The organism is Variovorax sp. JS1663 (assembly GCF_002157355.1).
Classification (GTDB): Bacteria; Pseudomonadota; Gammaproteobacteria; order Burkholderiales; family Burkholderiaceae_C; genus Variovorax.
Genome location: NZ_LYMK01000054.1, coordinates 20,128 through 42,865 on the forward strand (window position 1 = coordinate 20,128; position 22,738 = coordinate 42,865).

Below are 22,738 nucleotides of genomic sequence, written 5' to 3' on the forward strand. Positions count from 1 at the left end.
GGGTGGTGGCAGTGTTCGTTTTCGGCGGCCGGCGGTAGCAACACGGCCGGCCGGCACGGGAAAGGGGCTGCCCTCTTCGCGCGCCAGCACCGCGGCGCCGTCTACGGCCAGGGCGATGGCCTGCAAGGCAACTCGTACGCGATTCCCACGAAAGGCCAGCGCCCTGGCCGCTCACTCTACACGCTCCCTCTGGAGCAGATCCGAGCTGGCGTCGACCGTTTCCTCGCATTTGCCGCGAGCAGGCCGGACCTCCGATTCGAAGTGACGCCCATCGGCTGCGGGCTGGCCGGCTACAGGCACTCAGAGATTGCGCCGATGTTCAAAGACGCACCGGGGAATTGCCAGCTGCCGCCTGAGTTCCAGCTACTCCTCATCGGTTCTCGCGCGCACGGTGTCTGCGCGCCTCACGTCACCGCTCTGCGTTTCCCACCGCGAACAGTCGCTTAGTCCTGAATGGGTCGAGACCGGTGTCGAAAGCGACGTCTCTTAGCCATGGTTGACCTCTCCTTTGAAAAAGGGACCCACGCCGCATGGGAAGAACAGGCATAGACAGGGACCGCTTCTACTCTTCTGTCAGGGGAGAGTCAATCGAGCTCCGCGGGCCGCACAATGACGCTCGGGAATAATTTACTCACGGCTCCTGGACGATCGCTTTCCAAGCGCCCATCCTTCCCCGCTTCTAAAACAAACGCCGACGTTCAAGAGTTCTGCCCTAGCATTGTGTGGATGCGCCCGCATCCGCGCGGCTGTATCGAGCTTCCGACGCCGTCATGACAAAACACGTTTCCCCTGAGATCGCCATCGTCCGCCTGGGCGAAGGTGAATCCGCCCAGTTCGCCATCGGCGCCCTGCCCCGCGTCGGCCGCCTGCCCTTCAGCAAAGTGGAGGTGCACTCCACGCATCTGACCGTCACCGGCCAGGACGGCACCACCGAGGAACTGGGTTCCGATGCCGAGCCGCTCGCCCCCGAGGTGATCCAGCAGCTCCTTTCCGACGACGGCCTGGTCTTCGCCGAACTGGACGAGGACTCCGGCGAGCCCGTGGCCACCGAGCGCATAAAGGGGTGATGCCGCGTGGCTGAAGAAGATCTGAAGGAAGGCACGCCGGCACCTGCCGCCAACGTCGAGGTTCGGGGCAGCAAAAGCTCGAAGCTGTTCAAGGCTGCGGCTTTGTTCGCCTCGGGGGTCACGGCGACTGCCGCAATGATGGGCCCGGGCGCCCAGAAGATCGCCGACGTGATCGCAGACATGCAGGCGCGCGGCCACCAGGCGAAGCAGATCGCCCCCACGGCCAAGGCGCCCACCGCCACGCAGACCGTACAGGCAGCCCAGCCCACCCAAACCGCCAGGATCCACGCCGCGCCGGTCATGCACGAGACCGATCGGACCCGCGTGCAGATCCTGAGCCGACCGGTCCCTTCAGACACGCGAGCAGCGGCCGAGATGGCCCGAGCGCTGGCACTGCCCAAGGACACGCAGGTCGAGATGCCATCGTCCGAGCAGACCGCCGTCCTGGCCTATGGGCAGTTCGCCCCAATCGCCACTCGCGTCTTCAACAACGCCACGAAGCAGAAAGAGACGCATTGGACGTTGCATCCATGGGATGTGGCGCGCCTGGCCGACCAGGCCTCGGCCGAGCTCTACAAGGAACGGCGCATCCGCGTCGAGCCCCGCCTCATCGCCGGCGCCTACTACACGGAAAGCCGCGGCGTCGTGCAGATCGGCTTCGATCGCAAGGGCGTCGAGCTGCTCAACAAGGGCAAGTCGATCGACGAAGTACTCAAGAGTGGGGCCAAGGCCAGTTACGGCCTCTTCCAGATCGACCAGCAGCACGCCGGCGCCAAGGACATCGACCCGGTGCGCGGCGCCAAGAAGGCTGCGGAGTTCCTCGCCGAAGGCCAGGCGAACATGAAGCGCTACCCGAACCTGGGCATGGTCGCTGTCTCCGCCACCTACAACGTCAGCAGCAGCCTGCGGGAGAAGATCTTCACCGGCGCGCCGCTCGATGAGCAGGAGACCAGGTCCTACGAGGCCGTGCAGAGCCATGCGGCCAGCATGTCGTACGGTGCCGCGCTCTATGACGTCGCGCACCGCACCCACCAGCAGCACTTGGCGCAGGCCCAGAAGCTGGGACAGCCGATCGCGGTGGCAGCCGACACCGTGAAGCGTGCCGATTCCCTGGCGAGCGAGCGCGTCGACGCCGTGATGGCGCTGACGGGTCGCAAGTTCCAGGAGCCGATTGCGGCAGCACCGGAAAGAGTGGCGCAAACCACCTCGGTCCCGACGGCGCTCGTGGCCACGGTCAGCGCGTCGACACCCGCGCCGGCTGCAATGGCAGCAGCGCCAGCACCAGCACCCCCAGCACCGGTGGCAGACGCAGTGCGCGCACCAACCACCGCGATCGCTCATGCCCAGGCAGCGGCCGAGGCGCCGGCGAAGGCCGCGGCGGCCAAACCCTCGCTGCGCGAGGCCATGAACCTGGCCCCCGCCGCCAGCCACAGCAGGCCGGCTCGAGCAGCACCGGTTCGCCGGTCCAACGAGGCGGCCGCACCTCGGGCCTCTTCGACAGCGGAAATGGACCGATTCATCCTCGCTGGTGGTGCCCGCGAGACACGCGCCGCAGCTGCGGAGCAGGCGATCGTGGTCCCGTCGCCCGATCGCGCGCGCGCCGCCCTCAACGGCTCGATCACCGACTGGAAGAGCAGCGCCGCGTCGGTGCTGGGCCGCGTCGCCGCCTTCCACGAGCGGCGCACGCGCGAGATGGCGGGCCAGCGCGAAGCGCCGTAGCGGACTCCTTTGTTGCGCCGATTGTTTCGCTGCGCAATGAACACCGCAACAAAAGGGACCTCCTGCGCGGAGCCTCGAGGGACCGAAAGCGTTGGATCAGTGCAGCTCAGGACGCTGTGAACCGTGAAAAACTGCGCACTCGGAAGTGCCTGTTACACCGGAATGGCAGCCCCTGCGCAGTTCACCACTGTCTCTTCCACGTGCAATCGGTACCATTCCGGCCGCTCACGCAACATGACAAGAGGCACTATGCGTTTCCTTCTCATCACCGCCGCAGCCGTCTTGGCAGCCGGCTGCGCCCAGCCGGTCTGGGTTAAACCCGGTGCGTCCCAGAACGATTTTGCGAGCGACAGGTACACCTGCATGCAGGATTCCCAGCAACGAGTGGGCGGTGCGGTCGTCAATCAGTTCGGTGGCAGTGCAACCAACACTGTGGTAACAAACGGCAACCTTTTCGGCTCGTGCATGAACGCAAAGGGCTGGTACCTGACCAGGCCGAATGCGCAGCAGCAAAGCCCCAGCGCCGGCGCCACTCCTTCGGCCCCTTCGAACCCTCTTGCGGAGGTCGACCGCGAGGCTTCGCGCCAAGCCGAAGCCACCTGCGTTGATCCTGCGCTGCAGGTCCTCTGGGCCAAGAGCCCGTGCAAGATCGAGAGCATCACCCTCGCGCACTTGGCGGACACGTCGTACGCCAACGATGCGCAGCGTGAGGCCCTTGTGTTGGCCCGTCAGAAGTACAACGAGCGAGTCGTCACGGCCTCGCGCGCCTACAGGTCCTTAGGCGGCGCTCGGGGCGCCGCATTTGCGCAGCTGCTTGAGGAGAACTCCGCTCGGCTAGAGAAAGCAGCACTCGCTGCGTACAGCGGCAAGATGACCTGGGGCGAGTACAACCAGGCGCGCAAGGACGCCTCAAAGCAGTTTCGCGATGAGCAAGCGAAGCTGGTCGCTGCTCGCTGACGCTATCCAGATACCCGAACCAGCTTGAACTGCGGCGCCTGCTCGCCCCGAACCGAGGTCTGGATGGCCGCCACCTTGCCGGGCACGACCGCATTCAGCACATCCTTGTCGATGCGCATCTTCCGCACGGTGCCGTCGAAGTAGAGCGAGTCCAGGCCGAGCAGGATCTTGGTGCCGCAGTTAGCCAGAAAGTCCTCGGAGAAGTGGGTGGGGCTCTGGCTCGCCGCGATCAGCGCCACTCCAAATTTGCGGGCCTCCTTCGCGAGTCGATCCAGGATATTGGTGTCCTTGTCGGCGAAGAACTGGTGGGCTTCGTCCACGACGATCACGTCGCGCAGCTCGGCCGCGCCCTTCACGATTCCACGCTCGCGTGCGCTCTCGAAGATTTCGGTGAGCCGGGTCCAGACGAACATCTTCTGCTCGGTCCCGGAGAGCGCGGTGAGGTTGTAGCGCCACACCGGTGCCGCATCATCGAAGGGCGGCTCCGCGCTGCGATAGATCCCGCTGGCCACGATTGTCTCCAGGCGGTTCACGATGCTTCTGATCGTGTCCATTGTGTCGTAGCGGATCAGCGCGTCGAGCTCCTTGCCGGTGGCGATGCCGGCCACGTACTCGCTGAAGGACTCGATCACGTCGTCGACTCCGCGCGCAACCTCTTGCCGAGCCTCTTCGACGTCCTCTCCATTGCCAAGACCTGCGGCGAACTTGCGCGCCTTCGCTTGCCATGACACCACGCGCTTGTTGTGCTCCTCCAGAAGCCGCGTCGATTTCGTACCACCGCCCGTGGTCAAGGTGCGCAGACGGGTTTTCGCATACGCGGCCGCCTCCGCCAGCGATGGGTAGTGCTTGCCGAAGCGCTTGCAGGGATACCGCTCCAGCGGTCCTTCGTGGCGATCGGTCCACCAGCAGCGCGCGTCGCGATCGAACTGCAGCGTGAGGCCGGCCGCCCGGGCCGCGTCCTTCGCGCCGTCCTTCGACTCGAACGGGATGTCCAGGTAGATGCGGCCGTCTCCCGGCGGCACATCGCCCGGCTCTTCATGCCAGGTCGACGCGTCGTCGGCGCGGAAGCCGTGCATGGCGTACAGGTCCTGCAACAGGTTTCGCAGCGAGGCCACCTGCCGGTCGCCCATCGGCGTGCGGCTCGAGTCGTTCACCATCTCGATGAACGCCTGGATCCTCTTTCTCACGCCACCGTAGTGCGGGTTACTCGAGAGCTTGAGCGGGTTGATGCCGTAGGGGGTCGACTCGGAGAAGATGACGGTCGAGCAGTCGTCCAACTCGAGGTCGCCGTGCACATCCATCAGATGCACGCGGACATTGCGCTGTGCGCGGGTGATCTGGCGAACGATGCGCCGAAGCGAGAAGGTCTTGCCGCTGCCCGATTTGCCGGCCAACAGCATGTGCCCGTTGACAGCATCCGCCTCGGACCAGGCCACCGGCACCTGCTGCCCGCGCTGGAGCATCGGATCGTCGAAGCCGAAGATGATTCGCATGACCGCCGGTGAACCTGCCGCTTGCACTAGCTGCACAGGCGGACTCGCGGGAGGTCGCTTTTCGAGACCGGTGGTACTGAACGCTGAGATCGCCACTGGGGATGCGGCCCTCAGAAACTGGAGGACGGCCCAGCGCCAAACTCTGGCGCAGCGAGCTCGCTGCAAGCCGAATCAAGCATGGCGGCGAGGCGGACGCGCGTGTGGGCGACGGACAAGCCCAGATTCGGGTCCGTGAGAAGGAGTCGGCCGGCTACGCCTTCGTCGCTGGCGAAGAACTCGGGCCGGTCATCGATGACCACAAGCTCGTCCAGCGTCAACTCCGGGACGTTCGCTTCACGGCGTGATTCGTTGATCCAGTCGAGCGATTGGCGAATGAATTCCGGCGCGGGGGCACTGAGGTCCACAAAGTAGGCCGGCGGCTGGATGACTCGATCGCTCAAGTCCCCCAGCAGATGCGCCAGCGTTGCCTGGTCGAACTTTCTGCGCCAGGTCGAGTGCACGAGGATGGCCACTTCGTGACGCTCGGCCAGCATATCGACGAGGTGGTCCAACCAAACGAGGCGGCCCTGGGCCTTCATCTGAACAGCTAGCAAGGGACCGCTGGTCGGAGTGCTCGCCAGGTGAATGGCGTCGGAGGCCCGGTGCAGCACGCCGTCGAAATCCAGGCAGAGAATCGTGTGGCAGAAAGACTGGATCGGCGGCATGCTCATTTCTATTCGTTCGCAGGATTGTATCTGTGCGGACCAATTATCTCGATGCATGCTCCATGCGAAGAGAATGTTTGAACGCAGCGGTAGATACCGCCTCAAGGCGTTGCTCGAGGTGTTTGTTTCGTCCATTGTTCTGCGACGAAACAAAGCACGAAACAATCGCACACAGGTGCACCCGCTTTCCATAGCATCAGGCTCACACGGACTAGCGATCGGCGCACGGGCGCCATCCGAGATGCACATGGACCTCAAGCAGATCACCGACCTCCACAAGCGCGAGTTGGCGTACCACATCGGAATGGCTGGAACCACCGATGGGATTTCCATCGGGGAGCTGATGGACAAGTGCTCTTCGATCCAGGATGGCGACCTCGGACGCACCGCAGTCTGGCGCCGGCTCAAGCAGCTGGGTATGGAAGGCCTCGCGCAGTTAATTGATGCCGGCAGCCGCCGCAGTGCCTACTACATCCCCACGGATGCTCTGCGACGAGCTGCCTTGCGCATGCACCTCGCCACAGACGCGAGGACGCGGCCACATGTCGCCTACGACCGCGGGATGCTGGACAGCTACGTACCCAACGAGACCCGATACCTGCGCTCCGATGAGGTGGAAAGCCTCCATGCGGCGTGTGCACCAGGCACCTTGAAGCGTGGCGACCGCCAGGACCGGGACATGCGCCGGTTCATGTCCGACCTCTCCTATGCATCCAGCCGCCTGGAAGGGGTCGACTACGGGCACCTGGCCACGAAGAGCTTCTTCGAGGAGGACACACCCATCAGCAACTTGGCCCCGGTCGATCGCAAGGTGCTCATGAACCACTTCCAAGCGGCCAAGTTCATCGTCGAGGGAATTCACCAGCCGACCCGGGACGGGGACGTGGGGATCAACGAGCACGACATCCGCAGCATCCACGCCATTCTGTCCAGTGGGCTGCTGAGCAACCCCATGCGCCAGGGCGCAATTCGGAATACGGCCGTGAGGATCAGCTCCAGCAGCTACATCCCGCCGGCCATTCCCGCCGAGATCGAGCGGTTGTTCAGCCAGATCGTGCGGAAGGCCGCCGAGATCATCGACCCGTACGAGCAGTCTCTATTCCTTCTTGTTCACGTGCCCTACCTGCAGCCGTTCCACGACTGCAACAAGCGCGTCGCGCGCCTGTGCACCAACATCCCCCTCCTGCGCAATGGAATCCTGCCGATCAGCTGGCTCGACGTGAACAAGGACGACATGGAGTTCGGCCTGGCGGCCGTCTACGAGCAACGCGATCCCCGGATCCTCACGGAGGTCTACGTGCAAGCCTGCCATCGCTCCTTCGAGAGCTTCACAATCACTCAGGCCGCACGCGACCCGGATGAGATCGACCTTCGGTACGACAACGAGCTGCGCCAGGTCGTGCGAGCGGCGGTCCTGGACAGCATTGCCATTACAGCGCCCGCGAGCGTCGAGGGAGCCGACTCGACGGCTTTCGTCGATCGGGTGACGGAGATCCTGGGGGCATGCCTGGGGAATCCGTTCGTGGGAGCAGCGTACGGATTGAGGCTGCCGGATATTCAGCGATTCGCCGAGCGCGAGGCCGCACTGGAAAGCCACTGCGTCACGGACCGCGCCACGGCATAGGCTTCCCTTTTCCCTCCGCCGACCCGACCTCAAACGCCGGCCGCCTGCGCGGTCTTGGAACCTGACCGAAGTGGCCCACGCAAGGCGCCCACGCCAAAGACGATCAGAATCCATGCCAGACACACTGCCTTCAGAATAAAGAAGACAAGAGTCCGCCAAAACACCCCTTCCGAAGATGCCACCGAAGAGAACGCGGTGTGCTCAAGCACGTCGAACAGCAGCAAGCCCCAGAGACCAAGGTGTACGCGTGCTGCGGCAAACGGCAGTCTGACGCCCTCTACCACCGGTGCAGCGCTCCACCGCCGGAGCGACCACGCGAGGGGGTATGGCAGGCAAAGCCAGGCAAACGCCAGTGCAGCGGTCCACCAGCCTGTCCGTGGAGCATCCGCGCTCCAACATTGCAAGGGCACGCCTTTCAGGAACTGCTCGATCGACGTGGCTGCGGACAGTGTTCGTGTCAACCAATCGGGGCCCTCCCTCAACAGGCAAGCACCTTCAGCGCTGGCCGCAAAGCAAGCGATCGTGAGCGCAAAGACGATGAGGCCGAATAGCGGCCAGTGCCACCACGGCTTCGAACGCTTTGCTGCCGTCGCGCCCCCAACAGGCATTGCCGTGGAATGGAAATGCGCCGTTGCCTTCCGCTTGCGCGTGTTCACCCCTGTCAGCACCCAGTATGGGCACTCCAGCGTCTGATCGTGCAGCGGTTGGTTCGCGTCCTCCGGGAAAATGAGCCGGTTCTCGGCGAACTCCAGATCGCGGCCGGCCTCGTGGATCATCCAGTTGAGAGCAATGTTCGAAAGACCGTCCTCGTTATACGAACCTCCGACGTCGCTGTGGACACCCCGGAACCAGGTCTGCTTGAAGGAACGGAAAGTCTCCTCCTCTCGGGTGAACGCGGGCTCTCGGTACAAGCGCGGCCTGTACTTCGAGCGAGTTTCGTGTAAGGAAACCGCGTGCCGCACATGCACGAACCGCTTGTACTCGAGATCCTTTGAGTTCGTGATCTTCACACCGCCGGTCAGCCCGATCGATTCGACGGTGTCCCAGACGCCGGTGAAGTGAATGAGCGGAGTACGCCCAAGGGAAAAGTGCTTGACGACGTCCTCCGCAAACCGGTCGCTTTGGTCGTTGGCCTCGGCAAAGTACACACGCACGAGCGTGCGCACCATCGGGAGGCACGAGCTGTAGGTCAGCCCATACATGTTGACCATGCCACCTACGGCCCGGGCTGTGAAAGCGCCGCGGGAGAATCAAAGAGCCAGATTCGATCACCCGGCATGTACTCCCGACAGAGGAAGTCGTACCCCTGCTCAACGTTCTCGAACGCGCCCTGGCCGAGCGCAAGACCGCTGATCAGCTTCCACTTTGCGGTGACCCCCGCCAGGAAGCCGGCGGGCGGGAATTCGTTGTTCGTCCCAACTCCCGGGTCGTAGTAGACGATCTGCTGAACGCCCTGTCTGAAGGCTCCTCCTTGTTGAGGAGCTTCATCAGCTTGATGACGTTGGTTTCGCCGCTGAACCCGAGAATGTTCCCGGTCCCGTCGAAAAACAGAATCAGGTTTCGGCCCGGCTTCTGCTTCCAGGCGTCATCGGCTTCCTTGCACTGCTGAAGGACGGCCGCGCGACAGGCGGCACGCCACGCTTCCTTTGCCAGCCCAGTTGATGACATCGGGACACCCTCCAGCCGCCTCGTCGCGGGGGCATCGCATCAGGAGCTTCGCAGATCAAGCCCTACCACCAGTGAGCAGGTCCTTTCCTCCTCCATCCTGGGGAGAGGTCTTCTAACCCCCTGCAGGTCGGCAGCGAGGCTCCTCGATGGTGGAGTCGCAGGCAAGCGGCATCTCCTCGATCTCGCCGGCGATCAGGCGCTTGTAGAAAATGCCTGCATAGGACATGGCGCCCACGCACTTGTTCACCTCCTCGACCGGGAATCGACCGGTGACCACCACCAGGTTGTCGGCCCACTCCCCGCAACCGGCGTCGCGCAGCTTCTTGCTGGTATTCGCGTACCAGGCGGCGATCAGGTCCGGCACGCCATGCTTTTGCAGCGTGCCTTCTGCGGTGTCGATCGCCAGGGAGATCTGATCCAGTGGGCGCCCCACGGGCTCCAGATGGTCGCTGAAAGGCCGCTTGGCGTGCAGCACGAACTGGCCGCAGTTGAGCCGGTACTCCACGGTCAGCCTCGCGGGGCCGGTCGCTCGTCTTGCGCGGCAGCGATGGCGGCTTCGACGGCCTGGAAGGCACCCTCGGGACCGACGCGCGCGACCAGGTACTGGATCTGCGTGTCGAAGCCCTCGTTGTTCACGTCTGAAGCTCCCATCGAGATCAGGTCAAGGTCTTCCTCGCGCGCCTGCGTCGGCACCGTCCGATTGGCCGCTGCATACACTGCTTCGTCCAGGGCCTCTGCCTCGAGCTCCGAGTCCTGCACCAGCCGGGTGAGGAAGCCTGAGATTTCGTCGTTGCTGACATAGGTCCAGCACTCGATGTAGGCACCTTGGGGCGGCAGGTCGGGATTGTCCTGCGAGATATTCACCTTCGCGTTCGAGTCGACCTCGAGTTCGCCTTCTCGCTGGCCAGCAATGGCGTACTCCCGGAACACACTGCGCTCGACCACCATTGCCGGCGCAGGCTTCTCGATCGAAATGAACCCGCCGGCGGCCACCTTCTTCATCGTGAACGCCTCGATGTCCTGGTAGTAGCTGGAATGCGGCTCCTCTCCGGCGGCCAGCCTGCGCGAGAAGCTCGCCTGGAACTCCTTCGCCCATTCCGCATACTGCTCATAGCGCCCGCGCGAGTCGCCCGAGGGAACCAGCTGCTCGCGCGCGATGGTCTCCGCGATGTCGATCAGCGGCTCGACAAGCACCGCGGGGATGCTGTCCTTCGGGGAGGCAGCCGCGACACCCTTCGCGAAAGCCTTTTGCACCACCGCGCGCCATTCGGCGACGGAAGGGGTCGAGCCGGACAGGGCGGCCAGGAGTTCGTCGCACTCGGCGGGCGACAGTTCGATTGCTTGAAGGGTCATGGTCGGATCGTCAGAATGGTTCGGGTGGTGGGATCGCCGCGAGCTGGCCGCGGCGGGGGGATCAGGCTGCTGCGCGCTCGGCGCGCAGCTCGTCGTTGGCGGAGGCAGCTTCAGCGTCCGCCCGTTCCTCGGCAGGCGCGTCAACCTCGGACTGGGGCGCCACCGGGGCGCGCTCTGCTGCGGCAGCGATCTGCTGGCGCACCTGTGCGCGGCGCTGAGCGGTCTCTTCGCGGACCTGGGCGAAGTACTCGCGCCCGACTTCCTTGGCGAGCGCGCGCTGCTGCATGCCCTTGGCGTAGATCTCCAGGCCGGTACCGTGCACAAGGAGGCTCAGCGCGCGGTCGAGCATCGCCGGCTTGGTCGGATCGAACCCGAGCTTGACCGCGACATAGCCTTGCGGGATGCCGGTCGCCGAGCCTGCGGTGGCCTCATCGCCGAGTTCGACGCGGCCGTTCAGGCCCGCCGCCGCACGCCCGGTACCGAGGCGGCCGTTGCGTGACAGCACGCCCAAGGTGACGTTCAGCGGGTCACGCGCGGCGGTCGCGCGATCACCAAGGGCTGCCTTGCGCATCTTCACCTGCTCGCCGCGCATCAGGCGCAGGGCGCGGCGGGCGTCCTTGGCCTTCGTCAACAGCAACAGGCCCTTGTCGTTGATCATGATCCCGTAGGGCTTGTTCGACGACAGGAACTCGGTCTCCAGCTGCAGGCCGTTGACGCCCTGGGCTTCCACCAGCTTCTTCACGAACGGCTTGATCTGTCCGCCCCAGACACGCATCGGCATGAACTGCGCGCCCACGTGGCTCATGATGGAGGGCAGGAGCACACCGCGCTGGCGCATGCCCTTGTCGTCTGTGTAGATGATCGAGCGGCCGACACGCGACTTCACCGACCAGTCGTAGGCCATGTACATGTTGCCGCCCAGCACGTATCCGGAGCGACGGTGCTGGCCAACGGGCGCCAGGTCAAACTCGTCCCGGGTCCAGTGGATCCGCGGGCTGGCTTCTCCGAGCACGTTCGCGAATCGCCACTCCTGCCCGAGGCCAGCCTGATAGTTCACGGGGCGCAGGCGCGCGTAGGTGTTGGTCAGCACCGTGCCGGCGACCTCGCCCTTCTTCACGTCGCCCCGAACATCCGAGAGCAGTGCGCGCAGCGAGTATTCGACGGGGCGCTCCTCGCCCGGGAACACGACAGCGATCCTCCACTTGTGCGGCAGGATGAGCTCGCGCACCTCGGTCGGCAGCTTCATGTTCACGATCACGCCGGTCTTGGCCGGCTGGACAACGGCACCGTTGTGATCGACCTTTGCGTCTTCCTGGAAGATCCCGCCCGGCACCAGGCCGGCGACGTGACGCTTCAGCCACTCGGCGCGCAGGTGCGCACGCTGTGCGGGCGGGTTCGTGAGGACAGCCTCATTGGTGTCGGTCAACCCCGCGGCCACGGCCGCCATCTTGACGATGGCCTGCATGCCCGAGTTCAGCTTGGCCAGGACCTCCGACTTCCAGGACGCCTGGCCGTTCTCGTCGAGCTCGAAGTGGCCGCCATCCGCAGCAAGCATCTCGCCGCTGACGGTCGCGGCCGCGACGCATGCTGTCCACGACATCGGCTTCAGGTCGACGTTGTAGGAGATCTTTTTGATGTAGACCGGGCGATCGAAGGCCGACAGCAGATCGTCCTGCTCGGCGGCGCTCTCCCCCGTCTGCGCGCCGGCGGCCAGCGCGCTCACCTCCACGGTCGGGGCGGATGTCGCTTCCGACGCCTGCTCGGTGGGCTCAGCGGTCTCGCTCGCGGCCTCGCCCGTATCCTCCCGGTTCGTGAGCGTCTCGCTGATGAGCGCCTCCACCATGTTCTCGCGCTCGCCTGAGGTGTCGCCGAAGAAGACGCCCGAGAACTCCTCCTTCGCGCGCCAGTCGAATTCGCGGGTCTTGAGCGGGTTCGTGCCCAGGAGCTCGTGGCGGTTGAAGCTCTCTTCGAAGCGGTTGAACAGCTGCTCGTACACCTGGCGCTGCTCGGCCACCTTCAGCAGCGGCAGGCGCATCAGGAACATGTTCACCGCGGCGGTGACGCCCGAGATCTCCAGAAAGTTCTCCGGCAGCGCCAGCTTCTTGGCTACGAGCGGCTCGTCCTGTACATAGCTGCGAATGGCTTCCAGGCCGATCGAGTTGAAGAGGTCGGGCACGTCCTTGATGAGCATCGCGTTCTCGCGGCTCGAGCGGACGTTCGCGCTCATCTTCTCCAGCTTGCGGTTCTGCATCATCACGTAACGCAGCTCGCCGTAGATTCCGGTCGTGCAGGTCTCCACCAGCGGGAAGGTGACCTGGTCGTATCGGTTCACGCGGCCGATCAGCTGGATGCGGTCGGTCACGTTCTCCGGAATCTGGTGCTCCAGCAGCACGCGGCGCGAGCGGTCCAGGAATTGCGGCGATGCATGCATCGATGCGCCCGTGGCAGCCGAGCGGTTGATCAGGAGCGCCTGGATCTCGCCGTTGTTGAAAGCCCGCTTGACGGCGTTGACCGCGCGCTTGCTGCGCAGGCGCGGAATGACCTTCCACATGGGAGCGCCATCCAACCCGTCGGTGGTCGGGACGGTCGCGGCCACAGCCTGCCCCTCCGCAGGAGCGGCGGTCGGGGCGGGCATCCGCTCCAGGGAGAATGAGCGACCCGTGATCTCGCCCACCGTGATGCCCGCATCGCGCAGCTTTTGCTCGATCACGTCGAAGGCCGACACCGGGAGCTCGGGAATCGCATTGATGAGGCGCTCCAGCTCTGCGACGCCATCCCGGAAGTGCTGGCGATCCGCTTCCGTCATGTTGGGCAAGTCGAGGATCGAGATCGTCCGGCGGCTCGAAATGACCTTCTTGCCACGCTCGCTTGTTTCGCCAGGCGCAGTTGCGGGCGCTGCGGCCGCGAGAGCTTCGTCCAGGCTGACGGCGTCTTCTTCTGCCGCGGCCTGCTCGCCCTCGGTCTGGCGCTGCAGCGTGCGCAGGATCCGGGCCTCGCGTTGAGCTGCGGCCATCTCGGCGGTGTGGGCCGGTTGCGCACCCTCCTCGCCCTCCTCGCCCTCCGCATTCAGCTCCGCAGCGGCGCGGGCGGCAGCGTCGGCCAGGGCCGGAGCTTCCTCCGGCTCGTCGGGCACATCCTCCTCGGTGATCTCGCGCTGCACGACGGTGGTCAGGCGCGGCATCAGCACGGCGCGCACGGCGTCGCGGATGGTCGGCATTTTGATCGCCGAGGGCAGGCCGCCGGCGGTGCGCGGCGCAGCGCCGGCGGCCTCGGCCTGGGCATCCGCCTCCAGCATGAGCATTCGGGTCAGCGCCTCGTTCGTTGCTTCCGAGACGATGACAGGCTTCATGCCGGCGCGGATGTGCTCGATGGCCCGATCGGCGACCTGGTCGGCGTTGAGCGCGCCCTGCACGGCCTTCATGACCTGGTAGAGCACCGAGCCCGTGCCGAAGCTCGAGCTCATGATGTTGGCGCGAGCAATCGGCGTCTCGGCGGCGGCGTTGGTCTGGTCGACCATCGCGGCGCGGGCTTCCTTCGCCTTGCGCAGCACGCTCACCGCCTCCCGGTTGCCGCGCATGAAGATCTGCGACATGTCGCCAGCCAGGTAGGTGGCGGCACCCAGCGCCTCAGCCACGGCATCGCTCACGCGTTCGTTGTGGGCGCGGCGTTCCTCGACCGTGTAGACGCTCACGTCCAGCTTGGAGAGGTCGTGTTCGCGGCGGATGAGCGCACCCTCGGACGCCAGCATGGAGCTGAGCACTTCCGAGAACGACTCGCCACCCTTCTTGATCGCGGCGGCCAGGGAGGCCACGTTCACGCTGTCCGGCAGCGCTCGCTGGTAGATGTGCAGATTGTCTTCCGTCTTACTCCAGGTCGCCGAGGCGTACTGCACGCCCTTGGCGAGCCGGGCCATCTCGGAGATGTGGCTGGCGATCTGGCTGTCGGAGCCCGCGGCCACGTGGGCCTCGTCGAAGATGATGAGCGCGTTGCCGAGCTGGTTCTTTACCCACTGGGCCTTGTCGCTCTCCGCGCCGGCGATCTGCGAGTAGGTCAGGAAGCAGGTGTTCAGGCCCTCATCCTCCAGCTTCGTGCCGGCTTCGACCATGGCCTTCGTGCGCGCGGAAGCAAAGCCCTGGGCAAGCACCACCGGCGGCTCGCCGGGGCCGGGCTCCCAGGTGATCTCGCCGTCGGTATTCATGACCATCGGACGAACCCGGTCCCACTCGCCGATCGCCTTCAGGTCGCGGGCCATGTCGGAAAACAGGTTCGCCTTGTCGGTGACGAAGAAGACGTTCTGATTACGGCGCAGCGCCCAGGCCATCATCGAGGCGAGCTGGCGCCCCTTGCCGATGCCGGTCTCGTCGGCCAGGATGCTCGCGTAGCCTTCCAGCTGGCGCACGATCATCATCGCGATGCCGTCCACCTGCTCGGGCGACAGACGCTTGCCCAGCGCGGTCTCGCCCCAGCCGAGTTCGCGCGTCACGAGCTCGTCGATCTGACCGTAGAGCGACTCGATGCGGGTCATGGTTGCCTGCAGCGGCGCCTGCATGTTCGATGGCACCATCGTGCGGGCTTCGCCCACGCGGGAGAAGGCGATGTAGGGGCGCTGCACGCGGCCTTCGAGCGCGGCACGCTCGACATCCACGCCTTGGGCCTGGGCGTCCAGAACCTCGGCGCGGGCCATGGCCTCGTCCACCGTCGTCTTCAGGTCGTCCCACGAGGAGATGACCGGCAGGCTCGTGATCGGGGTCGGCAGGTCCACGCGACGGTTGACCACCGACACGATGCGCAGGCCCGGGTTGTTCTCAGAGACGCCGGCCTTGCGCGACAGGATCGGTGCGGTCTCGAAGGCGCTCTGGATCTGGTAGCGCTCGTTGACCATCTGCAAGAAGTTGCGCGAGGCGACCGAGAGTTCGCCCGGCATCGCGTCCGCAGCCAGCACGATCACGGCGCGGCCGCCCTCCTTAAGCGAGCGCAGCGCGTTGATCGCGAGCACGTAGTCCGTGCGGCGACCGTCGGCGCCGAGCACCGGATCCGCGTTGATGAACATCGCATCGGCGCCGACTTCGCGGCCAGGCGAAAACTCGCCGTCTTGCCATTCGGTGCTGGCGCGCAGGTTGACAGCGCTGGAGAGCGCCGACATGTCCTTGGTGCCGCGGTAGGCGCGCACGTTGGTGCCCTCGGGCAGGAACGCGAAGCTCGCGCCGTCGAACGCGTTCGGCACCACGACCGTGAGGCCTTCGGTGTCGCCCAGAAGACGCTGGCTGGCCACCGAGACCGGGGTGGGCATCGTGCCGGTGCCGCGCAGGCGGCCGCGGAACGGGGGCAGCATGTCCGTGAGGCGCGCCGACTCGCCGTAGGCGTCCTGCGCCACCTCGAAGCCGTCGCGCAGGTAGCGCAGGAGCGCCGTCTCAATCGCGGCGTGCACCTCGTCGTGCTGCTCGGTCGTGAACGCCACTGGCTGGTCGGCGCTGACGGTACCGTGCAGCGCCTGCATGAAGCGGCCCAGGTCCTCGGTGTGCTGCACTTCGCCGAGCACCATCGAGCGCACGAAACCATCGGCGCACTGGACCATGGAGAGCGTGCGGAACTCGTCCGTCGCGTCCTTGGGCAGGCGCAGGAAGACATGCGGCTGGCTCGATTCCGACTCGTCCACGCGCAGTTCGGTGCCCTGACCCGTCACCTTGATGACGTAGCGGGAGCCGGCGGCTTCGAACACGCGTTCGCCGTCGGAGTTGCGGCCCAGGAGCACCGCGTTGTTGATGTCGATCGCCGCGGCGCGCTCTTCCTTGCTTGCCGGACGTTCGTCGGGCTTGCGCGCGGTCTGCAGGTTGAGCATGTAGCTCTCCGGCACCATCTCGCGCACGGCCGCATTCGGGAACACAGGGCGGAAGTCGGAGGGCTTCGGACGCTCACCGGCCTTCACACGGCGAACGAGGTACTTGCGTGCACCGCCCGGATGGAAGCCGAGTTGCTGGATTGCCTTGTTCCAGGCGGGATTGAGGTAGGACAGGCCCGTGACGAACAGGTGCAAGTGGGGATCGCCGCCCACCTCGATCGTTGCAATCTTCAGACGCGCACCAGACGCATCGTTCAGGTCAATCCACTTTGGCATCGCCGCCCTACTCTCAGAAAAAGGTGCGCACCCACTGGACTGCCCGGGAATCGGGGCCCAGGGGGTGCGGCTGGATCAGGGATCGCTCGAGAAACTTGGATTCGTTCGGAATCCGAAGGACGCTGGCGGTCCCGTCATGCCGCCAGCTTCCTTCCCGGCGTTTCAGCCGCGGGGGGCAGCAGCAGCGGCGGCTTCGTTCAGGTCGATGCCGTCGTTGTGTTGCTCGTTGTCGTCGGGAGCCTGGCTGGACGTGTGCGCTTGCGCGTCCTTGTCCTTGTAGTAGCTCTCCAGGCCGGCGGCGGTCCACACGGCGATGTTGTTGATCTCTTCCCAGTCCAGGCGGTCCTGGCCCTGGAAGCGAACGGTCTTCGCCTTCGGCAGCGCAGCGGGCTTGCCTTCGGCGTCCACCAGGATCTGGCCGTCTTCACCGGCGTAGATCGGGCCGAATTTCGTGTTGTTGGCGGCACCTTCCGGCTTCACGCTGATGAATGAACGATCGCGGTCGAACGGCTCGCTGTTGCCGATGCGGTCGCCGGCGCGAACATGGCTCACGTAGATGTCGACCGGGCCGTCGCCATGGGACAGCGCGTTGGCGGCCAGCAGGCCGATCACAGTGCGGCCCAGCTGCTGGTCCAGACGGATCTTGACGCTCTCGCCGTCGGTCAGGCGCACGGTGGCGATCGGGTACACGACGGCGGGCTGGCCGACCGGCTCGTACTTGTCGGTGCCGACCTTCACGCTCACGACGCTGCCGGACAGCTGGCGGGCCAGCTCGTGCTTGCCTTCGGGGTTCTTGTAGAGGAAGCCCGGCACCTTGTGTTCCGGGTTCTTCGCGATCTCGGCGTCGGACAGGTGCTTGTTGGTACGCTCGACCAGCGAGATGAAGATCAGGGACTTGCGGTCGGTGTTGGACTTGACGATAGCCATTTGTTCAGCTCCTAAAAATTGAGAACAAAGATGAGACCGCACACGTTCTTGATGCTCGCGAGGCTTGTGCGGCCTCATCCTTGGCCACGCGAACACTTTTGGGGATGGAGCGCGCCTTATCCGCGCGGCGCCTCCGCCATCGGCTCTTCCGCGAACTGATCCGCGGCTTGCTCGTCGGCCTCAGCCACGGCCGGCGCAACGAGCGGGAAGTGGGTGTCGATGTAGCGCTCCATCTCTTCCTTGATGGGCTTGTCGATCTTGAAGACGTGCTGCTCGGCCATGTAGGCCTCCAGGTCGATGCCGAAGGACTCCGCGTGCTCGGCGAGCTTGTCAGCGTCGATCTTGTCGGCCTTGAACTGCTTGAGGTCCACGCCCAGCGACTTCAGGTGCCGCGCCATGGCGGCCGAGTCGTAGCCGTCCTTCTTGGTGACCATGGCGAGCTGCTCGGGCTTCAGGTCGGCCTGGAGCTTCTCGGTGTCGATCTTCAGATTCGCGGTGAGCGCGCCGGCGCCGGGCAGCACGATCTTGCAGCCGTCAAGCTTGCGGCCGTCGAGGCCCACTAGCAGTTCGGCGCGCAGTTCCAGGGCTCGCGCATCGGCGGCCTTGGAGAGAGCGGAGACGTTGGCCAGTCGCTCGGCCAGGTCGACGTGCTTGGCAACGAAGCCTTCCGAGTCGGCGAGGACCGGAGTGCGCACGTACGGCGGCACCTGGTTCGTCATGACGCAGTTCCAGGCCCAGTTGCCGGCCTCGCGCACCAGGTGCTTGAGCTCGTCGTTGACCTCGACCACGTCGTCCTTCAGGCGCCAGCCGGCCCAGTCGAACTGGCTCAGCATCAGGCCGTGGATCTCGACGCCGTTCTCTTCGCACAAGATCGCACCCTGCGCGAGCTGGCAGCCGTACTGGAAGTGGATCTCGTCGTCCTCTTCGATCTTGCTGGGAGCCTTGTAGTCGATGAGCCAGCGCGACATGGGGCGCTCGGCGGCCATGGGGCGGGTGGCGGCCAGCACCTTCGAAGGCAGCATCGCCACTTCGTCCGGGCTGTAGCGCATCCACGGCAGCGAGCCTTGGGCCTTGGAGAGGGTGCTGTATGCGTCCAAATCGCGGTGAGCGCCGTACTTCTTGTAGAACTTGCGCGAGTGGGGTTCCTCGTTCTCGTGCCCGCGAGTCATGTGCTCGTTGGTCTCGTCGGGAACCTTGCGCATCAGTTTGCCCAGCACGATGTCGTGGGCGCTGGCCATGTGGTCGGCACGGACGCCGTGCTGGTTGCGCACCAGCACACCGATCTCCGAGCCACCGAACCCGTTCAGGCGAATGGCGTGCCAGATCGCCTGCTCGCCATGGAGCTCGACCACGCGGCCGATCCACTGACGGGCGTCCGAGAGCTCGATCAGGTCGCGCTGCGGCAGCGCGTCCACGAGCGACCACACCTTCTTGGCGATCTCTGCCTTGTCGTCGGCGGTCAGCTGGCGGTCCAGTTCTTCCATCTCGTTCGTTTCCTCAGTCGGCTTGCAATCTCGCGACCATCCGCGCTTCGCGCTTCTCGATCGTTTTTGATGTTCGTGAGGATAGCTTGACGCGAGCTTTTTATTCTTTTTGTTTTGACTTTTGCTTTTGGTGCAACGGCGCAACGCTGGATGTAGCAAGTAAGTACACAGTCGATCGGAGTCCCAGGCCCGAGGGGGCCGGGACGAGCGCAGGCGATTCGGGAGCTGGAGCTCTGCTGGAACGTTGTGTTCATGAAAGCGTGGCGGAACAACGGATGAAAAATCACGCTTTCGGACGCTCGCACGGGCCGCAGGACGCTTTCGAGGCTGCGTTTCGCCCTACGATCGAGCGAGTCAAGAATCTCTCACTACCCGTGTCCGTTTCGATCGTCAGCGCGTTGCCGCCAGCAACGCCTCCACGTACGACCACCCTTCCGATTGCAAAGAACCGCGACGCTGCCCGCTCCGCTGAGCGCCCCGCGATCGCGACGGTCAGCGCACCTAGGCAGCGGACGGTCACCGTCGACCCAGCGGCTGAATCCATAGCGCGCCGCGAGTTCATCGGGCAAAGCTTGATGAATCGCTACATCGACGAATCCAGGGGTCGCATCACGCTCGGTGCCATCATCTGCTTTGCGATGGCTGGAATTGCCGTCAGCGCGGACATCCCTGACTGGCAGGCCTTGCTCTGGCTGGCGCTGGCCCTCGCCGGCAACTCTGCGCGGTATGTCGCGGAAAACAAGTACGCCCGCACGATGCGCCAAGCGCCGGCGCGGGAGCAATTCGCTTACCTCAGGCGGATCGCGCCGATCTACTTCTTCCTCGCTGTGGTGTGGGGTTGCTCCACCCTGCTCTTCTTCGGACGGATGAGTTCGCTGCAGCAGTTCGCCTCTTGGTCTCTGTTGGCGGGCATGCTGTACGCCCCCATGGGAAGGCTGTCCCTGATTCCGCGCCTGTTCCGGCTCTACATCGGCGGCATCGTTTTCTCGTCGCTGCTCGGCATTACCTGGATGGTCTGGGGCGGCCCGTCCCAGGGCGCCCTTCTTTGGGTCGTTCCGGTCGCCCTCGGACAGCTGGCCCTTGCGATGCGCATCGCGGGCGACAACCAGCAGACCCAAGGCGATCACTACGGCCTGGTATTCGACCTGGCGGCCCAGAAGCGCGCAGCTGATGCCGCGGTGAAGTCCAAGAACCGGTTCCTCGCGGCCGCCGCTCATGACATGCGCCAGCCCGTGATCGCACTGTCGCTCTATGCCGAGTACCTCGAGTCCTACCCGGATAGCCACGTGGAGGTCGGCCCGAAGATCGCGCGAGCAACGGCCGCGGTCAACAAGCTCTTCAACTCGCTTTTCGACCTGGCGCACTTCGACACCGGGGAAGTCAAACTTACCGTCGAGCCAGTGCGCGTCGCCGAGGTGATCGACGGATTGGCCCATGTCGTGGGCCCTGTCGCAGAGGCCTCCGGGATCGAGCTGCGCGTGCGCGCAATGGACGCTCTCGTGCGAACCGATGCGACGCAGCTTCGTCGGATGGTCGCGAACGTCCTGTCCAACTCGATCAGGTACAGCAAGCCAGGCACCAGGATCCTGCTCGCCTCGCGCGTCCACCAAGGCAAGTTGCGCGTGGAAGTCTGGGATCAGGGGATCGGGATCGCTGCGGACAAGCTCCCCCACGTGTTTTCGGAGTTCTACCGCGTCGATACTTCGACTGCCCTTGCACCAGAGGGAATGGGTATCGGCTTGTCGCTGGTTGCCCGCCTGGCCGAGGCACTGAATACCAAGATCACAATCGCCTCTGTCGAAGGCCGAGGCACGCGCGTCACGATGGAGATCGGGGATGTCGACCCGGATCCTGCCAACCGCCGCATCGACCTGGCCTTGGGTTGAGGGAAGCTGGCCTGGCTGGGGATTGATTCGATCATTGTTTCGCTGCGCAACAATGAGCGCAACAATGACGTTGTGGTGGCTGACCGCCATGACCCGTCCCCTCAAGCAGATCCATGCCGAAAATGTCATTGCCCTCGCTTCCCTCCTCGGTCAATCCCCGAACGATCGATCGCGATCTGCTCATGCCGCTGACCAGGTTCGTGGCGCTGTCGCCAGGCGCGAAGCCGCGGGTATTCAAGGACGCCGTCGAGACCGATTCCTTCAACGCGATCTACGCCGATCCAAATGCGTTGACATTCGAGTACCAGGGGATCGTCGTCACGTTCGAGCAGTACTCTCGTGGACCAAATTATGATTCGACCCAATGGAGCACACCAGGACCCTCAAACTGCGCATCAAGGACAAGCACGCCGCCGTGCTCTCCGCGATGGCTCGAGAGGTCAACCAAGTGTGGAACTTTTGCAATGAGACCAGTCATCGCGCTATTCGCGAGCGCAGACAGTGGCTCTCTGGCCATGACCTGCAGAAGCTGACGAACGGCTTCAGCAAATGCGATGGCGTGCAGATCGGGTCGCCCACGACTCAACAAGTCTGCGAAGAGTACACCAAGGCTCGGAACCAGTTCAATCGATCTAAGCTACGCTGGCGCGTTTCCGACCCAAGGTCCAGCCGCTATTCGTTAGGCTGGATTCCGTTCAAGGCCCGCGCGCTCAAGGCAAAGGGCGGCCAGGTCCGCTTCGCCGGCAAGACCTTCAGCCTTTGGGACAGCTACGGCCTGGCCGACTTCGAGCTTCGCGCCGGCAACTTCAGCCAGGACAGCCGCGGCCGCTGGTATCTCAACGTGGTGGTCAAGGCGGAGCCAAAGCCGGGCTCTGGTACCGCCAGCGTCGGAGTCGACCTCGGTCTGAAGGATGCGGTCACAACCTCCGATGGCTGCAAGCTCGAGGGCAAGTGGTACCGCGAGCTGGAGTCGGCTCTGGGCATCGCGCAGCGTGCGCGCAAGAAGGGGCGCGTCAACGCCATCCACTCCATGATTGCCAATCGCCGCAAGGACGAACTGCACAAGTTCAGCACCCGGTTGGTGAGGCAATCGGGCGCCATCTTCGTGGGCAACGTAGCCAGCGCCAAATTGGTCAAGACCAAGATGGCCAAGTCCACCCTGGATGCGGGGTGGTCCATGTTCAAGACGATGTTGGAATACAAGTGCCACAAGGCCGGTATCGTCTTCGAGGTAGTCGATGAGAACTACACAACCCAGACTTGCTCATGCTGCGGGGCCATTCCCGCCAGCAGTCCAAAGGGTAGAGCAGGTCTGCGAATAAGGGAGTGGATCTGCAGCTGCGGGGCGATGCACGATCGCGACGTCAATGCCGCAAGGAACATTCTCGCGCTGGGTCATCAGCGTCTCGCAGGAGGAATCCCCGTCCTTTAGGGCGGGGAGGATGTCAAGAAGCATGTCACCACGCTGCGGAGCAACAGCGGCAACAGCGAAGACTCCAGGGTCCCAGTGGCACTCCAATGGCGAGCTGCACGATCTCCAAAGAAGCCGCTTTGCGGGGAGCCGACGCAACGACGCCGAGCGCAACTGGGGACTGCCGCCGTCGGGTTACTGAGCGGCGCTCGACCGAACCTGCCAATCACCACCCCGATCGACACTTCAAACTCCCCCACCTGTGGACAGTCAAATTCCTCCAGGCAGGACAAGGGTTGCATTATTGATCGGTCACGCCTCGGCTGCGAT

Annotated in this window: 14 protein-coding genes and 2 pseudogenes; 7 read left to right on the forward strand and 9 right to left on the reverse strand. The window is 64.6% G+C overall.

The window, feature by feature from the left end:
- Positions 1-45: 45 nt before the first annotated feature.
- From A8M77_RS37520 to A8M77_RS30175, 4 genes and pseudogenes are all read left to right on the forward strand, one after another.
- Positions 46-447, forward strand: a pseudogene (locus A8M77_RS37520) (A1S_2505 family phage non-structural protein); the annotation flags it as partial.
- Positions 448-770: 323 nt separating this feature from the next.
- Complete coding sequence (locus A8M77_RS30165) at positions 771-1,067, forward strand: hypothetical protein (RefSeq protein ID WP_086925156.1); 297 nt, start codon at positions 771-773, stop codon at positions 1,065-1,067.
- A gap of 6 nt (positions 1,068-1,073) precedes the next feature.
- Entirely contained in the window at positions 1,074-2,786 is a 1,713-nt protein-coding gene (locus A8M77_RS30170; RefSeq protein WP_086925157.1) for a hypothetical protein, read from the forward strand.
- A gap of 249 nt (positions 2,787-3,035) precedes the next feature.
- Positions 3,036-3,743, forward strand: coding sequence for a hypothetical protein (locus A8M77_RS30175; RefSeq protein WP_086925158.1), 708 nt, complete (start codon positions 3,036-3,038; stop codon positions 3,741-3,743).
- Between the two features lie 2 nt (positions 3,744-3,745).
- Here A8M77_RS30175 and A8M77_RS30180 read toward each other — a convergent pair whose 3' ends face one another.
- Entirely contained in the window at positions 3,746-5,332 is a 1,587-nt protein-coding gene (locus A8M77_RS30180; protein WP_143694817.1) for a helicase HerA domain-containing protein, read from the reverse strand.
- Between the two features lie 14 nt (positions 5,333-5,346).
- Positions 5,347-5,940 carry an HAD domain-containing protein gene (locus tag A8M77_RS30185; protein ID WP_158101025.1) on the reverse strand — a complete coding sequence of 198 codons (594 nt, stop codon included), beginning with the start codon at positions 5,938-5,940 and terminating at the stop codon, positions 5,347-5,349.
- 247 nt (positions 5,941-6,187) lie between these two features.
- Here A8M77_RS30185 and A8M77_RS30190 point away from each other — a divergent pair, with 247 nt between their 5' ends.
- Entirely contained in the window at positions 6,188-7,564 is a 1,377-nt protein-coding gene (locus A8M77_RS30190) for a Fic family protein (protein ID WP_158101026.1), read from the forward strand.
- Between the two features lie 29 nt (positions 7,565-7,593).
- Here the strand turns inward: A8M77_RS30190 and A8M77_RS30195 are convergent.
- The 7 genes and pseudogenes from A8M77_RS30195 to A8M77_RS30225 form a co-directional block, all read right to left on the reverse strand.
- A pseudogene (locus A8M77_RS30195) lies at positions 7,594-8,802 on the reverse strand (T6SS phospholipase effector Tle1-like catalytic domain-containing protein); the annotation flags it as partial.
- Positions 8,781-9,146: a T6SS phospholipase effector Tle1-like catalytic domain-containing protein gene (locus A8M77_RS37525; protein WP_086925170.1), complete on the reverse strand. Its 366-nt coding sequence runs from the start codon at positions 9,144-9,146 to the stop codon at positions 8,781-8,783. The gene A8M77_RS37525 and the pseudogene A8M77_RS30195, both read right to left, overlap by 22 nt.
- 198 nt (positions 9,147-9,344) lie before the next feature.
- Positions 9,345-9,737, reverse strand: coding sequence for a hypothetical protein (locus A8M77_RS30205; RefSeq protein ID WP_086925163.1), 393 nt, complete (start codon positions 9,735-9,737; stop codon positions 9,345-9,347).
- Positions 9,738-9,739: 2 nt separating this feature from the next.
- Positions 9,740-10,585, reverse strand: a complete 846-nt coding sequence (locus A8M77_RS30210; protein ID WP_086925164.1) for a hypothetical protein — start codon at positions 10,583-10,585, stop codon at positions 9,740-9,742.
- Between the two features lie 61 nt (positions 10,586-10,646).
- Complete coding sequence (locus A8M77_RS30215; RefSeq protein ID WP_086925165.1) at positions 10,647-16,700, reverse strand: strawberry notch C-terminal domain-containing protein; 6,054 nt, start codon at positions 16,698-16,700, stop codon at positions 10,647-10,649.
- Positions 16,701-16,862: 162 nt separating this feature from the next.
- A complete protein-coding gene (locus A8M77_RS30220) occupies positions 16,863-17,627 on the reverse strand; it encodes a hypothetical protein (RefSeq protein ID WP_086925166.1) in 765 nt (254 codons plus the stop codon).
- A 116-nt stretch (positions 17,628-17,743) separates the two neighbouring features.
- Positions 17,744-19,111, reverse strand: a complete 1,368-nt coding sequence (locus tag A8M77_RS30225) for a YqaJ viral recombinase family protein (protein WP_143694818.1) — start codon at positions 19,109-19,111, stop codon at positions 17,744-17,746.
- 275 nt (positions 19,112-19,386) lie between these two features.
- Here A8M77_RS30225 and A8M77_RS30230 point away from each other — a divergent pair, with 275 nt between their 5' ends.
- Together A8M77_RS30230 and A8M77_RS30235 are read left to right on the forward strand one after the other, a co-directional pair.
- A complete protein-coding gene (locus A8M77_RS30230; protein ID WP_143694819.1) occupies positions 19,387-20,997 on the forward strand; it encodes a sensor histidine kinase in 1,611 nt (536 codons plus the stop codon).
- A gap of 364 nt (positions 20,998-21,361) precedes the next feature.
- Complete coding sequence (locus tag A8M77_RS30235) at positions 21,362-22,429, forward strand: RNA-guided endonuclease InsQ/TnpB family protein (RefSeq protein ID WP_086925169.1); 1,068 nt, start codon at positions 21,362-21,364, stop codon at positions 22,427-22,429.
- Positions 22,430-22,738: the final 309 nt, after the last annotated feature.